The 14,612-nt window shown below is 58.8% G+C and carries 15 protein-coding genes; 14 read left to right on the top strand and 1 reads right to left on the bottom strand.

From position 1 onward, the window contains the following. The first annotated feature begins 143 nt into the window (after positions 1 to 143). A complete protein-coding gene (gene rpoC, locus AAIH70_RS01510) occupies positions 144 to 4,352 on the top strand; it encodes a DNA-directed RNA polymerase subunit beta' (protein WP_132273288.1) in 4,209 nt (1,402 codons plus the stop codon). Between the two features lie 186 nt (positions 4,353 to 4,538). On the opposite strand, the gene AAIH70_RS01505 is transcribed toward rpoC, so the two are convergent. Continuing rightward, positions 4,539 to 4,835, bottom strand: a complete 297-nt coding sequence (locus AAIH70_RS01505; RefSeq protein WP_132273289.1) for a transcriptional regulator — start codon at positions 4,833 to 4,835, stop codon at positions 4,539 to 4,541. Between the two features lie 490 nt (positions 4,836 to 5,325). On the opposite strand from AAIH70_RS01505, the gene rpsL reads away from it, so the two are divergent. From rpsL to rplP, 13 genes are all read left to right on the top strand, one after another. Then, a complete protein-coding gene (gene rpsL, locus AAIH70_RS01500; protein WP_003507760.1) occupies positions 5,326 to 5,697 on the top strand; it encodes a 30S ribosomal protein S12 in 372 nt (123 codons plus the stop codon). An 82-nt stretch (positions 5,698 to 5,779) separates the two neighbouring features. Then, positions 5,780 to 6,250, top strand: a complete 471-nt coding sequence (rpsG, locus tag AAIH70_RS01495) for a 30S ribosomal protein S7 (protein ID WP_132273290.1) — start codon at positions 5,780 to 5,782, stop codon at positions 6,248 to 6,250. 33 nt (positions 6,251 to 6,283) lie between these two features. After that, complete coding sequence (gene fusA / locus AAIH70_RS01490) at positions 6,284 to 8,383, top strand: elongation factor G (RefSeq protein ID WP_132273291.1); 2,100 nt, start codon at positions 6,284 to 6,286, stop codon at positions 8,381 to 8,383. A gap of 97 nt (positions 8,384 to 8,480) precedes the next feature. Further along, the gene (gene tuf / locus AAIH70_RS01485; RefSeq protein ID WP_132273282.1) at positions 8,481 to 9,656 is read left to right on the top strand and encodes an elongation factor Tu; all 1,176 of its coding nucleotides are present in this window, start codon (positions 8,481 to 8,483) and stop codon (positions 9,654 to 9,656) included. Positions 9,657 to 9,973: 317 nt separating this feature from the next. After that, complete coding sequence (gene rpsJ / locus AAIH70_RS01480) at positions 9,974 to 10,282, top strand: 30S ribosomal protein S10 (protein WP_003507767.1); 309 nt, start codon at positions 9,974 to 9,976, stop codon at positions 10,280 to 10,282. Positions 10,283 to 10,318: 36 nt separating this feature from the next. Further along, entirely contained in the window at positions 10,319 to 10,960 is a 642-nt protein-coding gene (gene rplC, locus AAIH70_RS01475; RefSeq protein ID WP_132273292.1) for a 50S ribosomal protein L3, read from the top strand. A gap of 13 nt (positions 10,961 to 10,973) precedes the next feature. After that, positions 10,974 to 11,594, top strand: coding sequence for a 50S ribosomal protein L4 (gene rplD, locus AAIH70_RS01470; protein ID WP_132273293.1), 621 nt, complete (start codon positions 10,974 to 10,976; stop codon positions 11,592 to 11,594). After that, positions 11,591 to 11,884: a 50S ribosomal protein L23 gene (locus AAIH70_RS01465; protein WP_112731768.1), complete on the top strand. Its 294-nt coding sequence runs from the start codon at positions 11,591 to 11,593 to the stop codon at positions 11,882 to 11,884. Before rplD ends, AAIH70_RS01465 begins: the two co-directional genes overlap by 4 nt. Before the next feature lie 12 nt (positions 11,885 to 11,896). Then, positions 11,897 to 12,733: a 50S ribosomal protein L2 gene (gene rplB, locus AAIH70_RS01460; protein WP_132273294.1), complete on the top strand. Its 837-nt coding sequence runs from the start codon at positions 11,897 to 11,899 to the stop codon at positions 12,731 to 12,733. A gap of 15 nt (positions 12,734 to 12,748) precedes the next feature. Then, the gene (rpsS, locus tag AAIH70_RS01455; protein WP_018900272.1) at positions 12,749 to 13,027 is read left to right on the top strand and encodes a 30S ribosomal protein S19; all 279 of its coding nucleotides are present in this window, start codon (positions 12,749 to 12,751) and stop codon (positions 13,025 to 13,027) included. A 2-nt stretch (positions 13,028 to 13,029) separates the two neighbouring features. Beyond that, a complete protein-coding gene (gene rplV, locus AAIH70_RS01450; protein ID WP_132273295.1) occupies positions 13,030 to 13,419 on the top strand; it encodes a 50S ribosomal protein L22 in 390 nt (129 codons plus the stop codon). Continuing rightward, positions 13,419 to 14,153: a 30S ribosomal protein S3 gene (gene rpsC / locus AAIH70_RS01445; protein ID WP_132273296.1), complete on the top strand. Its 735-nt coding sequence runs from the start codon at positions 13,419 to 13,421 to the stop codon at positions 14,151 to 14,153. Before rplV ends, rpsC begins: the two co-directional genes overlap by 1 nt. A 38-nt stretch (positions 14,154 to 14,191) precedes the next feature. Next, the gene (gene rplP / locus AAIH70_RS01440; protein ID WP_132273297.1) at positions 14,192 to 14,605 is read left to right on the top strand and encodes a 50S ribosomal protein L16; all 414 of its coding nucleotides are present in this window, start codon (positions 14,192 to 14,194) and stop codon (positions 14,603 to 14,605) included. Positions 14,606 to 14,612 lie beyond the last annotated feature (7 nt).

Below are 14,612 nucleotides of genomic sequence, written 5' to 3'. Positions count from 1 at the left end.
CTTAACCGCCGGGCAACCGGAAAGGTGAGGGGAGTTTCGCCATCACTGGCGTCCTTTGTCATTTAAGGGTCTGGTTCGACAGCCCGGGAATTTGTCGAGCACGACCCGTTTGAGGGCCTTCGCGCCCCATCAAGGAGACAGGCATGAACCAAGAGGTCATGAACCTTTTCAACCCGACAGTGCCGGCACAGCACTTCGATTCGATCCGGATCTCGATTGCGAGCCCGGAAAAGATCCTGTCGTGGTCCTACGGCGAGATCAAGAAGCCGGAAACCATCAACTACCGTACTTTCAAGCCGGAACGTGACGGCCTGTTCTGCGCGCGCATCTTTGGTCCGATCAAGGACTATGAGTGCCTGTGCGGCAAGTACAAGCGCATGAAGTACAAGGGCATCATCTGCGAAAAGTGCGGCGTCGAAGTCACGCTGTCGCGCGTTCGTCGTGAGCGCATGGGCCATATCGAGCTCGCAGCTCCGGTTGCCCATATCTGGTTCCTGAAGTCGCTTCCTTCGCGTATCTCGACGCTGCTCGACATGACGCTGAAGGATGTGGAGCGCGTTCTCTACTTCGAAAACTACATCGTCACCGAGCCTGGCCTGACGTCGCTGAAGGAAAATCAGCTTCTGTCGGAAGAGGAATACATGATCGCCATCGACGAGTTCGGTGAAGATCAGTTCACGGCGATGATCGGTGCTGAAGCCATCTTCGAAATGCTGGCGTCGATGAACCTCGACAAGCTGGCTGGTGACCTGCGTGCAGATCTGGCGGAAACGACGTCTGATCTGAAGCAGAAGAAGTTCATGAAGCGACTGAAGATCGTCGAGAACTTCATCGAGTCCGGCAACCGCCCGGAATGGATGATCATGAAGGTCGTGCCGGTTATCCCGCCGGACCTGCGTCCGCTGGTTCCGCTCGATGGCGGCCGCTTCGCGACGTCTGACCTGAACGATCTCTATCGTCGCGTCATCAACCGTAACAACCGTCTGAAGCGCCTGATCGAACTGCGCGCTCCGGGCATCATCATCCGCAACGAAAAGCGCATGCTGCAGGAATCTGTGGACGCGCTGTTCGACAACGGCCGCCGTGGCCGCGTCATCACCGGCGCCAACAAGCGTCCGCTGAAGTCGCTGTCCGACATGCTCAAGGGCAAGCAGGGCCGCTTCCGCCAGAACCTTCTCGGCAAGCGCGTCGACTATTCCGGTCGTTCGGTTATCGTGACGGGTCCGGAACTGAAGCTGCACCAGTGCGGCCTGCCGAAGAAGATGGCGCTCGAACTGTTCAAGCCGTTCATCTACGCCCGCCTCGACGCCAAGGGTTATTCCTCGACCGTCAAGCAGGCCAAGAAGCTGGTTGAAAAGGAAAAGCCGGAAGTCTGGGATATCCTCGACGAGGTTATCCGCGAGCATCCGGTCCTGTTGAACCGCGCACCGACGCTGCACCGTCTGGGCATCCAGGCCTTCGAACCGATCCTGGTTGAAGGCAAGGCTATCCAGTTGCACCCGCTCGTCTGCACGGCCTTCAACGCCGACTTCGACGGTGACCAGATGGCCGTTCACGTGCCGTTGTCGCTGGAAGCTCAGCTCGAAGCCCGCGTCCTGATGATGTCGACGAACAACATCCTGCACCCGGCTAACGGTGCACCGATCATCGTTCCGTCGCAGGACATGGTTCTCGGCCTGTACTACCTATCGATCATGAACCAGAACGAGCCGGGCGAAGGCATGGTCTTCTCCGACATGGGCGAACTGCTCCATGCTCTGGAAAACAAGGTCGTGACCCTGCATGCCAAGATCCGCGGTCGTTTCAAGACGGTCGACGAAGAAGGCAAGCCGGTTTCGCAGATCCATGAGACGACACCTGGTCGTATGATCATCGGCGAACTTCTGCCGAAGAACTTCAAGGTCCCTTACGAGACCTGCAACCAGGAAATGACCAAGAAGAACATCTCCAAGATGATCGACACGGTCTACCGTCACTGCGGTCAGAAAGACACGGTCATCTTCTGCGACCGCATCATGCAGCTGGGCTTCAAGCATGCCTGCCGCGCCGGCATTTCGTTCGGCAAGGACGACATGATCATTCCTGAAACCAAGGCCAAGATCGTCGGTGACACCGAAACCCTGGTGAAGGAATACGAACAGCAGTACAATGACGGTCTGATCACTCAGGGCGAAAAGTACAACAAGGTCGTCGACGCCTGGGGTAAGGCCACCGAGAAGGTTGCCGAAGACATGATGGCCCGCATTAAGGCCGTCGAGTTCGATCCGGAAACCGGTCGCCAGAAGCAGATGAACGCCATCTACATGATGTCGCACTCGGGTGCTCGTGGTTCACCGAACCAGATGCGTCAGCTGGGCGGCATGCGCGGCCTGATGGCCAAGCCGTCGGGTGAAATCATCGAAACGCCGATCACGTCGAACTTCAAGGAAGGTCTGACCGTTAACGAGTACTTCAACTCGACCCACGGTGCCCGTAAGGGTCTCGCAGACACGGCTCTGAAGACGGCTAACTCCGGTTACCTGACGCGTCGTCTCGTTGACGTCGCCCAGGATTGCATCGTCAACCTCGTCGATTGCGGCACCGAGACCGGTCTTACCATGACCGCCATCGTTGACGCCGGCCAGGTCGTTGCATCGATCGGCGCCCGCGTTCTGGGTCGTACGGCTCTCGACGACATCGATCATCCGGTCACGGGTGAGCGCATCGTTGATGCCGGCCGCATGATCCTCGAGCCGGATGTCATCGAAATCGAAAAGGCTGGCATCCAGTCGATCCGCATTCGCTCCGCACTGACCTGCGAAGTCCAGACCGGCGTTTGCTCGGTTTGCTACGGCCGCGACCTTGCTCGCGGTACGCCGGTCAACATGGGCGAAGCAGTCGGCGTTATCGCTGCTCAGTCTATCGGTGAGCCGGGCACGCAGCTGACCATGCGTACGTTCCACCTTGGTGGTACGGCCAACGTGGTTGACTCGTCGTTCCTGGAAGCGTCGTACGAAGGCACGATCCTGATCAAGAACCGCAACATGCTGCGCAACTCGGAAGGCGTTCTTGTCGCCATGGGTCGTAACATGGCGGTGACGATCCTGGACGAGCGTGGCGTGGAGCGTTCTTCGCAGCGCGTTGCCTACGGTTCGAAGCTGCATGTCGATGATGGTGACAAGGTTCGTCGCGGTCAGCGTCTGGCAGAGTGGGACCCATACACACGCCCGATGATGACGGAAGTCGCCGGTACGGTTTCCTTCGAAGACGTGGTCGACTCGATCTCGGTTTCGGAATCCACCGACGAATCCACCGGCATCACCAAGCGTCAGGTCATCGACTGGCGTTCGACGCCGCGCGGTGTCGATCTCAAGCCGGCAATCGTCATCAAGGACGATGCAGGCCAGATCCTGAAGCTGTCGCGTGGTGGCGAAGCCCGCTTCCACCTCAACGTCGAGGCCGTCCTGTCCGTAGAACCGGGCCAGAAGGTGTCGCAGGGTGACGTTCTTGCGCGTGTTCCGATGGAAAGCGCCAAGACCAAGGACATCACCGGTGGTCTGCCGCGCGTTGCCGAACTGTTCGAAGCTCGTCGTCCGAAGGACCACGCCATCATCGCTGAGATCGATGGTACGATCCGCCTCGGCCGCGACTACAAGAACAAGCGTCGCGTGATGATCGAGCCTGCAGAAGACGGTGTCGAGCCGGTCGAATACCTGATCCCGAAGGGCAAGCCCTTCCACCTTCAGGAAGGCGACTATATCGAAAAGGGTGATTACATCCTCGACGGTAACCCGGCGCCGCACGACATCCTGGCGATCAAGGGCGTGGAAGCACTCGCTTCCTACCTGGTCAACGAAATCCAGGAAGTCTACCGACTGCAGGGCGTTGTGATCAACGACAAGCACATCGAGGTGATCGTTCGCCAGATGCTGCAGAAGGTCGAGATCACCGACAGTGGTGACAGCCAGTACATCGTCGGCGACAACGTCGATCGTATCGAACTGGACGAAGCCAACGAACGGCTCGAGGAAGAGGGCAAGAAGCCCGCTTACGGCGATCCGGTTCTGCTCGGCATCACCAAGGCATCGCTGCAGACGCCGTCCTTCATCTCGGCTGCATCCTTCCAGGAAACCACCAAGGTTCTCACGGAAGCTGCCATCGCCGGCAAGATGGACACACTGCAGGGTCTGAAGGAAAACGTCATCGTCGGCCGCCTCATCCCGGCTGGTACCGGCGGGACCATGACGCAGATCCGCCGCATCGCCACTTCGCGCGACGAACTCATCCTTGATGAGCGCAAGAAGGGTTCGGGCGCTGGCTCTGCCACCCCGATGCTGCAGGACATGAACCCGGAGAAGACCCCGGCTGAATAAGCAGGGTCGGTCCTTCCGATAAAAATGAAGCCGCTCGGAGTGATCCGGGCGGCTTTTTTACTGTCCGGAGCAATCCGGGATCATGGATGATGCACAAACGAAAACGCCCACGCGGTGGAGGCGTGGGCGTATCGTATGGCCTGAACGGCGTCGCACGGGCCGCCGCAGCGGCGTGCGGCGTGTGGGTCAGGAGGTGAAGCGGATGATCGACACTTCGCCTTCGAGAGCGCCCTGATAGGCGGAGGCATGCGGTTCATCCACGGGCTCTTGCGTCAGGACACCGATCTGGTCGAGGTCCGCTTCGAGAAAACCTTCTTCGGACAGCGCGTTGAGCGCGTCGCGTACGGCGGTGTCATCATCGGGCGCGCGCAGCAGGATATGCATCTCCGTGCCTTCGCTCGTCTTCGATTCATACCCCTTGCCGATGATGATGAAGATCATTGGTTCGTCGAGAGTGTTGTCGTTGTCGGGCGTGTCGATCATGCGTTTTTCCATTTCCGAGGCTGGCGGCAGTGCCGTGGGCAGGTGCCTTTCAGGTCTTTATCGATTCTTAACGGCTTTGCCAGCCGATTCCCACCGGCATCACCGAACCTGTGTCGCAATTCCCCGGAAATGGCGTATAAAGGCCGGAAAACAAGGCGCTTGCCCAGGTCGGGCAGGGGGTAATTTCGTTTTCTCCCTTGACGCGCCGGGACGGAAACAGTAAACGCGCCGCATCGGAAGAGATGTGAGGCTGCACTATCCGGCACGACACGTGTCGGAAATATGCCTCAAACAGGCTTCCATGCGCACGTTGAAGACAAGAATGCTGCACGCACGACGCGTTTTTTGAACGCGTCCTCTGCCTTCCGTGGTCCTTCCGAGACAGGGTGGGGCCACGTTTTGTGCATGTTGGAATGTGTGCGTCGCGGCCGGAAACGGCGAAACCGGCCCTCAAAAGGGGTCACGAGATTATTTTGCAAGGGATGGTTATATGCCTACCGTAAACCAGCTGATCCGCAAGCCTCGTCAGGCACAGGTCAAGCGCAACAAGGTCCCGGCTCTGCAGGAAAACCCGCAGAAGCGTGGCGTCTGCACCCGCGTCTACACCACGACGCCGAAGAAGCCGAACTCGGCTCTGCGTAAGGTCGCCAAGATCCGTCTGACCAACGGCTTCGAAGTCATCGGTTATATTCCGGGTGAAGGTCACAACCTGCAGGAACACTCTGTCGTCATGATCCGTGGCGGCCGCGTAAAGGACTTGCCGGGCGTTCGTTACCACATCATCCGCGGCGTTCTCGATACCCAGGGTGTCAAGAACCGTAAGCAGCGTCGCTCCAAGTACGGCGCGAAGCGTCCGAAGTAATCTTCGGTCAACAAAACCTATTTGGCGCTGCGCGAGGTTCTCCGCGTGATAAAGCGCCCGCAACAATTGAGAGACGGAACGTATGTCCAGACGTCATAGTGCAGAGAAGCGTGAGATCAACCCGGACCCGAAGTTCGGTGATCTGGTCGTCACGAAGTTCATGAATGCCATCATGCTTCATGGCAAGAAGTCGGTTGCTGAAAGCATCGTTTACGGTGCCTTCGATAGCGTGCAGGCAAAGGCAAAGTCCGAGCCGCTGGCGATCTTCCATCAGGCGCTCGAGAATATCGCGCCGCATGTTGAAGTACGCTCGCGCCGCGTTGGTGGTGCTACCTACCAGGTCCCGGTCGACGTTCGTCCGGAGCGCCGTCAGGCACTCGCTATTCGCTGGCTGATCACTGCTGCCCGCAAGCGCAACGAGACCACCATGGTTGACCGCCTGTCCGGTGAACTGATGGATGCCTCGAACAACCGTGGTTCCGCTGTCAAGAAGCGCGAAGATACGCATAAGATGGCTGACGCCAACCGCGCCTTCTCGCACTACCGCTGGTAATCTTAACCGATCGAATTTCGAAAGGCAGTCATTATGGCTCGCGAATATAAAATCGAAGACTACCGCAACTTCGGTATCATGGCGCATATCGACGCCGGCAAGACCACGACCACCGAGCGTATTCTCTATTACACCGGCAAGTCGCACAAGATCGGTGAAGTTCATGACGGCGCTGCCACCATGGACTGGATGGAGCAGGAGCAGGAGCGTGGCATCACGATCACCTCCGCTGCCACCACGACCTTCTGGAAGGGTCGCGACGGCAAGATGCGCCGCTTCAACATCATCGACACCCCCGGCCACGTTGACTTCACCATCGAAGTCGAACGTTCGCTGCGCGTGCTCGACGGTGCGGTTGCTCTTCTCGATGCCAACGCCGGCGTAGAGCCGCAGACGGAAACCGTCTGGCGTCAGGCTGAGAAGTACAACGTTCCGCGCATGATCTTCTGCAACAAGATGGACAAGACCGGTGCGGACTTCTACCGCTCGGTCGAGATGATCAAGACCCGTCTTGGCGCCATCGCAGTCGTCATGCAGCTCCCGATCGGTGCAGAAACCGAATTCAAGGGCGTTGTCGACCTGGTTGAGATGAACGCTCTCGTATGGCGCGACGAATCGCTCGGCGCTGCATGGGACGTTGTCGAGATCCCGGACGACCTGAAGGAAAAGGCTGCCGAATATCGCGAGAAGATGATCGAACAGGTCGTCGAAATCGACGAAGAGGCAATGGAAGCCTACCTGAACGGCGACATGCCGGACAATGACAAGATCCGTGAACTGGTTCGCCGCGGCACGATCGACGTCAAGTTCCACCCGATGTTCTGCGGCACCGCGTTCAAGAACAAGGGCGTTCAGCCGCTGCTCGACGCTGTTGTCGACTACCTGCCGTCGCCGATGGACATCCCCGCGATCAAGGGCATCGACTTCAAGACCGAAGCCGAAATCGAGCGTCACGCTGACGACTCGGAGCCGCTTTCGATGCTGGCGTTCAAGATCATGAACGACCCCTTCGTCGGTTCGCTCACCTTCGCACGTATCTATTCGGGCAAGCTCGAAAAGGGTTCGTCTGTCATCAACACGGTCAAGGACAAGCGCGAGCGTGTCGGCCGTATGCTGCAGATGCACTCCAACAGCCGTGAAGACATCGAAGAAGCCTTTGCAGGCGACATCGTTGCTCTGGCTGGCCTCAAGGAAACCACCACTGGCGATACGCTCTGCGATCCGCTGAAGCCGGTTATCCTCGAGCGGATGGAATTCCCCGAGCCGGTCATCCAGATCGCGATCGAGCCGAAGTCCAAGGGCGACCAGGAAAAGATGGGCCTCGCGCTCAACCGTCTGGCTGCTGAAGATCCGTCGTTCCGCGTCAAGACTGACCAGGAATCGGGTCAGACGATCATCGCCGGCATGGGCGAACTTCACCTCGACATTCTCGTTGACCGTATGCGTCGCGAGTTCAAGGTTGAAGCCAACGTCGGTGCTCCGCAGGTTGCCTACCGCGAAACCATCACGCGTCAGCACGAAGAAGACTACACGCACAAGAAGCAGTCCGGTGGTACCGGTCAGTTCGCGCGCGTCAAGATCGTCTTCGAACCGAACCCGGATGGCGAAGACTTCCTGTTCGAATCCAAGATCGTCGGCGGTGCTGTTCCGAAGGAATACATCCCGGGCGTTCAGAAGGGTATCGAGAGCGTTCTGTCTTCGGGTCCGCTGGCTGGCTTCCCGATGCTGGGCGTCAAGGCGACCCTCATCGACGGCGCCTTCCACGACGTCGACTCGTCGGTTCTCGCCTTCGAAATCGCATCGCGTGCCTGCTTCCGTGAAGCAGCAAAGAAGGCTGGTGCACAGCTTCTAGAGCCGATGATGAAGGTCGAAGTCGTAACGCCGGAAGACTATGTCGGTGACGTTATCGGCGACCTGAACTCGCGTCGTGGCCAGATCCAGGGCCAGGAACAGCGCGGCATCGCTATCGTCATCAACGCACACGTTCCGCTTGCGAACATGTTCAAGTACGTCGACAACCTGCGCTCCATGTCGCAGGGCCGCGCGCAGTACTCGATGACCTTCGATCACTACGCACCGGTTCCGTCGAACGTCGCGACCGAAATCCAGGCTAAGTATTCCGGTCAGAAGTAATCGGAATACGACACCAGACTACGCCCCGGTCTCAAAGCCGGGGCGATCAAACAAGAATTAGGACCTGAAACGGTCCACATAAAATGGAGAGCCTGCAATGGCAAAGAGCAAGTTTGAGCGTAACAAGCCGCACGTGAACATCGGCACGATCGGCCACGTCGACCACGGCAAGACGTCTCTGACGGCAGCGATCACGAAGTATTTCGGCGAGTTCAAGGCGTACGACCAGATCGACGCTGCACCGGAAGAAAAGGCACGCGGCATCACCATCTCGACGGCACACGTTGAGTATGAGACGCCGAACCGCCACTACGCGCACGTCGACTGCCCCGGCCACGCCGACTACGTCAAGAACATGATCACCGGTGCAGCGCAGATGGACGGCGCGATCCTGGTTTGCTCGGCTGCCGACGGCCCGATGCCGCAGACCCGCGAGCACATCCTGCTTGCTCGTCAGGTTGGCGTTCCGGCTCTGGTCGTGTTCCTCAACAAGGTCGACCAGGTCGACGACGAAGAGCTGCTGGAACTCGTGGAAATGGAAGTTCGCGAACTTCTGTCGTCCTACGACTTCCCGGGCGACGACGTTCCGGTTGTCAAGGGTTCGGCTCTGGCCGCTCTGAACGATTCGGACAAGAAGATCGGTGAAGACGCGATCCGCGAGCTGATGGCTCAGGTCGACGCCTACATCCCGACGCCTGAGCGTCCGATCGACCAGCCGTTCCTGATGCCGATCGAAGACGTGTTCTCGATCTCGGGTCGTGGTACTGTTGTGACCGGCCGCGTCGAGCGTGGTATCGTCAAGGTTGGCGAAGAAGTCGAAATCGTCGGCATCCGCGACACGACCAAGACGACGGTTACCGGCGTTGAAATGTTCCGCAAGCTGCTCGACCAGGGCCAGGCCGGCGACAACGTCGGCGCGCTGATCCGTGGCGTACAGCGTGACGGCGTCGAGCGTGGTCAGATCCTGTGCAAGCCGGGTTCGGTCAAGCCGCACAAGAAGTTCATGGCAGAAGCCTACATCCTGACGAAGGAAGAAGGCGGCCGTCATACTCCGTTCTTCACCAACTACCGTCCGCAGTTCTACTTCCGCACGACGGACGTGACCGGTATCGTTTCGCTGCCGGAAGGCACGGAAATGGTTATGCCGGGCGACAACGTCACGGTTGCTGTTGAGCTGATCGTTCCGATCGCGATGGAAGAAAAGCTGCGCTTCGCTATCCGCGAAGGCGGCCGTACCGTCGGCGCCGGCATCGTTGCCTCGATCGTAGAATAAGACAGGTAAGGGCGCCGCTCGCGGCGCCCTTATCCCTTTATTCATGCTTTTTTCATGCGCAAACGGGGTAGACCCTTGCGTATGACATAAAAATGTAGCAGATGGCGCGTGAGCGCAGTGAAAAGCGGCTTTGGCCAGCGAATCGTCTGCTGCAAATCAATATAAAGGTGGGTCCTTTGGGCCCGAAGACTGGAAAGAGCCACGGTTCGCCGGGGTCTCTCTCGATCTTTGACACCGGTGGTCCCGCCTTTAGGTACGAAGAACCTGTGTTCCGTTTTTTCGGTGCACGGATAACTAGATAACAAGGATAACGTCGAATGAACGGCCAAAATATCCGCATTCGCCTTAAGGCATTCGATCACCGTATTCTCGACGCTTCTACGCGCGAGATCGTGTCGACGGCGAAGCGCACCGGAGCTAGCGTCCGGGGCCCCGTTCCGCTTCCGACTCGAATCGAGAAGTTTACGGTCAACCGGTCTCCCCACGTCGATAAGAAAAGCCGCGAGCAGTTCGAAATGCGCACGCATAAGCGCTTGCTCGACATCGTCGATCCGACGCCCCAGACAGTCGATGCTCTGATGAAGCTCGACCTCGCCGCTGGTGTCGACGTGGAAATCAAGCTCTGAGGCCAGGTCTCGGGTTGAGTGAGAAGGATTGAACCGATGCGTTCAGGTGTAATTGCACAGAAGCTTGGGATGACCCGCGTCTACAACGACGCCGGCGAGCATATCCCGGTAACGGTACTGCGCATGGAAAACTGCCAGGTGGTAGCCCAGCGTACCGATGAAAAGAATGGCTATACGGCTGTCCAGCTTGGTGCTGGTACTGCCAAGGTCAAGAATACGAGCAAGGCTCTGCGCGGTCATTTTGCCGTTGCTGAAGTCGAGCCGAAGGCGAAGCTCGTAGAGTTTCGCGTTTCCAGCGACAACCTTATCGAAGTTGGTCAGTCTCTGACCCCGAGCCACTTCTCGGCCGGCCAGCTGGTCGACGTGACCGGCACCTCGATCGGTAAGGGTTTTGCTGGCGCCATGAAGCGCCATAACTTCGGCGGTCTTCGCGCCACGCACGGTGTGTCCGTTTCGCACCGTTCGCACGGTTCTACTGGTAACAACCAGGATCCGGGCAAGGTCTGGAAGGGCAAGCGCATGGCTGGTCACATGGGTTCGACCCGCGTAACCACGCAGAATCTGGAAGTTGTATCCACCGACGAAGATCGTGGTTTGATCCTCGTAAAGGGTGCCGTTCCCGGTTCGAAGGGCGCTTGGATCATCGTCCGCGATGCCGTCAAGTCGGCCGCGAAGTAAGGGAGCCAAGCAAATGGAATTCAACGTCAAGACCCTCGAGGGAAAAGACGCCGGCAAGGTTTCCCTGTCCGACGCGATCTTCGGCCTCGACCCGCGCGAGGACATCCTCGCCCGTATGGTTCGCTACCAGCTTGCCAAGAAGCAGCAGGGCACACACAAGACGCTGACACGTGCGGAAGTTTCCCGCACCGGCGCCAAGATGTTCAAGCAGAAGGGTACGGGCCGCGCTCGTCACCATTCGGCTCGCGCTCCGCAGTTCCGTGGTGGTGGCAAGGCTCACGGCCCGGTTACCCGCAGCCATGCATTCGACCTTCCCAAGAAGGTTCGTGCGCTTGCTCTGCGTCACGCCCTGTCGGCCAAGCTGAAGTCTGAAGATCTGATCGTTATCGATGACTTGGTTGCTGCTGAAGCAAAGACCAAGGGTCTGGTCGGTACGTTCGCTTCGCTCGGCCTGACCAACGTGCTGTTCATCGGCGGTGCCGAACTCGACAGCAACTTCAAGCTCGCTGCCCAGAACATCCCGAACGTGGACGTTCTTCCGGTACAGGGCATCAATGTTTACGACATCCTGCGTCGCGGCAAGCTCGTGCTTTCCAAGGCTGCGGTTGAAGCCCTCGAGGAGCGTTTCAAGTGATCGACATTCGCCACTACGACGTGATCGTCTCTCCGTCGATCACCGAAAAGTCGACACTGGTATCCGAACAGAACCAGGTCGTCTTCAACGTCGCCAAGACCGCTTCCAAGCCTGAAATCAAGGCTGCCATCGAAGCTCTCTTCGGCGTCAAGGTCACTGCCGTCAATACGCTGGTCCGCAAGGGCAAGACGAAGCGCTTCCGCGGCTTCGTCGGCAAGCAGAAGGACGTCAAGAAGGCTATCGTCACGCTCGCCGAAGGCCAGTCCATCGACGTGTCCACGGGCCTCTGAGGGAATTAGATCATGGCATTGAAAAGCTACAATCCGACGACCCCTAGCCAGCGCCAGCTGGTTATCGTCGACCGCTCGGGCCTCTGGAAGGGCAAGCCGGTCAAGGCGCTTACGCAAGGTCTCTCCAAGAGCGGCGGTCGTAACAACAACGGCCGCATCACCGCCCGCTTCATCGGCGGCGGTCACAAGCGTACCTATCGCCTGGTTGACTTCAAGCGTCGCAAGTTCGACATCGAAGGCACCGTCGAGCGTCTGGAATACGACCCGAACCGTACCGCGTTCATCGCGCTCATCACCTACACGGATGGTGAGCAGGCTTACATCCTTGCTCCGCAGCGTCTTGCTGCCGGCGACAAGGTCATTGCCTCCACCAAGGCAGTGGACGTAAAGCCCGGCAACACGATGCCGCTGCAGTACATCCCGGTCGGCTCCATCGTCCACAACGTGGAAATGAAGCCTGGCAAGGGTGGGCAGATTGCTCGTTCGGCTGGCACCTACGTGCAGCTCGTCGGCCGCGATGCCGGCATGGCGATCCTGCGTCTGAACTCCGGTGAACAGCGCCTCGTACCGGCTTCGTGCCTTGGTACAGTCGGTGCCGTATCCAACCCGGATCACGGCAACATCAACGACGGCAAGGCTGGTCGTACCGTATGGCGTGGCAAGCGTCCGCATAACCGCGGCGTCGTCATGAACCCGGTCGATCACCCGCACGGCGGTGGTGAAGGCCGTACCTCTGGTGGTCGCCATCCGGTGAGCCCATGGGGTAAGCCGACCAAGGGCAAGCGCACGCGTTCGAACAAGTCGACCGACAAGTTCATCATGCGTTCGCGCCACCAGCGCAAGAAGTAAGAGGGAAGTCAAAAAATGGCTCGTTCAGTATGGAAAGGTCCGTTTGTTGACGGCTATCTTCTCAAGAAGGCTGAGAAGGTGCGCGAAGGCGGACGTGCAGAAGTTATCAAGATCTGGAGCCGTCGCTCCACGATCCTGCCCCAGTTTGTTGGCCTGACGTTCGGCGTCTACAACGGCAGCAAGCACATTCCGGTCAATGTCAACGAAGACATGGTCGGTCACAAGTTCGGTGAATTCTCTCCGACCCGGACCTATTACGGTCACGGTGCGGACAAGAAGGCGAAGAGGAAGTAACCATGGCGAAGGCTAAGACCGAACGCCGGCTGAAGGACAACGAAGCACAGGCAGTAGCCCGCACGCTTCGCGTCAGCCCGCAGAAGCTCAACCTCGTCGCTGCCATGATCCGTGGCAAGAAGGTTGAACGCGCCCTGGCAGAACTGGAATTTTCGCGCAAGCGCATTTCCGGTTCGGTGAAGAAGACTCTCGAGTCTGCTATCGCCAACGCCGAGAATAACCATGACCTCGACGTCGACAGCCTGATCGTGGCGGAAGCCTACGTCGGCAAGTCGATCACCATGAAGCGTTTCCACGCTCGTGGTCGCGGCCGCGCCTCGCGCATCGAAAAGCCGTTCGCGCATCTGACGATCGTCGTTCGCGAAGTCGAGGAAAAAGGGGAGGCCGCATAATGGGTCAGAAAATCAATCCTATCGGTTTCCGCCTCGGCATTAACCGTACCTGGGACAGCCGTTGGTTCGCCGACAACGCCGAATACGGCCAGCTGCTCCATGAAGACCTGAAGATCCGCGCTTACCTGATGTCCGAGCTGAAGCAGGCCGGCATCGCCAAGGTGGTTATCGAGCGTCCGCACAAGAAGTGCCGCGTCACGATCCACTCGGCTCGCCCGGGTCTGATCATCGGCAAGAAGGGTGCAGACATCGAGAAGCTTCGCAAGAAGATCTCGACCATGACCTCTTCGGAAACGCACCTCAACATCGTTGAAGTGCGCAAGCCGGAAATCGATGCCACGCTGGTCGGTCAGTCGATCGCCCAGCAGCTCGAGCGCCGCGTGGCTTTCCGCCGTGCGATGAAGCGTGCCGTTCAGTCGGCCATGCGTCTCGGCGCCGAAGGCATCAAGATCACCTGCGCAGGCCGTCTCGGCGGTGCTGAAATCGCTCGTACCGAATGGTACCGCGAAGGCCGCGTGCCGCTTCACACCCTGCGTGCAGACATCGACTACGGTACGGCTGAAGCCTCTACCGCATTCGGCATCTGCGGCATCAAGGTCTGGATCTTCAAGGGCGAAATCCTTGAGCACGATCCGATGGCTTCCGAACGTCGTGGCCTTGAAGGCGACGCACAGGGTCCGGCAAGCCGCGAACGCAACGATCGCGGCGGTCGCCGCGAACGCGAAAACGCTTGATTAGCGCTGGCGAAAGATAAGCTCGGAGAAGTAAGAAAATGTTGCAGCCAAAGCGTACCAAGTTCCGCAAGCAGTTCAAGGGCCGCATCAAGGGCGTTGCCAAGGGCGGCTTCGACCTGGCATTCGGCGAATTCGGCCTGAAGGCTCAGGAACCGAACCGCGTGAACGCTCGCGAGATCGAAGCGGCTCGCCGCGCGATCACCCGTTACATGAAGCGCGCGGGCCGTGTATGGATCCGCGTCTTCCCTGACGTCCCGGTTACTGCCAAGCCCACCGAAGTTCGTATGGGTAAGGGTAAGGGTTCTGTTGAATACTGGGCTTGCAAGGTCAAGCCTGGTCGTATCATGTTCGAGATCGACGGCGTTTCGGAAGAAATCGCGCGCGAGGCCCTGCGCCTCGGCTCTGCCAAGCTCTCGGTCACGACGCGCTTTGTTCAGCGCATCGCAGAGTAAGGAGAGG

The organism is Neorhizobium sp. BT27B, from assembly GCF_050455485.1.
In the GTDB taxonomy this organism is placed as follows: domain Bacteria; phylum Pseudomonadota; class Alphaproteobacteria; order Rhizobiales; family Rhizobiaceae; genus Neorhizobium.
The sequence above is the reverse complement of the archived record's forward strand: the minus strand, read 5'-3'. Positions and strand labels throughout refer to the sequence as shown.

Bases quoted from the DNA above. Each gene is read 5' to 3' on its own strand.
- rpoC (WP_132273288.1), top strand. From the start codon at position 144: ATGAACCAAGAGGTCATGAACCTTTTCAACCCGACAGTGCCGGCACAG.
- AAIH70_RS01505 (WP_132273289.1), bottom strand. From the start codon at position 4,835: ATGATCGACACGCCCGACAACGACAACACTCTCGACGAACCAATGATC.
- rpsL (WP_003507760.1), top strand. From the start codon at position 5,326: ATGCCTACCGTAAACCAGCTGATCCGCAAGCCTCGTCAGGCACAGGTC.
- rpsG (WP_132273290.1), top strand. From the start codon at position 5,780: ATGTCCAGACGTCATAGTGCAGAGAAGCGTGAGATCAACCCGGACCCG.
- fusA (WP_132273291.1), top strand. From the start codon at position 6,284: ATGGCTCGCGAATATAAAATCGAAGACTACCGCAACTTCGGTATCATG.
- tuf (WP_132273282.1), top strand. From the start codon at position 8,481: ATGGCAAAGAGCAAGTTTGAGCGTAACAAGCCGCACGTGAACATCGGC.
- rpsJ (WP_003507767.1), top strand. From the start codon at position 9,974: ATGAACGGCCAAAATATCCGCATTCGCCTTAAGGCATTCGATCACCGT.
- rplC (WP_132273292.1), top strand. From the start codon at position 10,319: ATGCGTTCAGGTGTAATTGCACAGAAGCTTGGGATGACCCGCGTCTAC.
- rplD (WP_132273293.1), top strand. From the start codon at position 10,974: ATGGAATTCAACGTCAAGACCCTCGAGGGAAAAGACGCCGGCAAGGTT.
- rplB (WP_132273294.1), top strand. From the start codon at position 11,897: ATGGCATTGAAAAGCTACAATCCGACGACCCCTAGCCAGCGCCAGCTG.
- rpsS (WP_018900272.1), top strand. From the start codon at position 12,749: ATGGCTCGTTCAGTATGGAAAGGTCCGTTTGTTGACGGCTATCTTCTC.
- rplV (WP_132273295.1), top strand. From the start codon at position 13,030: ATGGCGAAGGCTAAGACCGAACGCCGGCTGAAGGACAACGAAGCACAG.
- rpsC (WP_132273296.1), top strand. From the start codon at position 13,419: ATGGGTCAGAAAATCAATCCTATCGGTTTCCGCCTCGGCATTAACCGT.
- rplP (WP_132273297.1), top strand. From the start codon at position 14,192: ATGTTGCAGCCAAAGCGTACCAAGTTCCGCAAGCAGTTCAAGGGCCGC.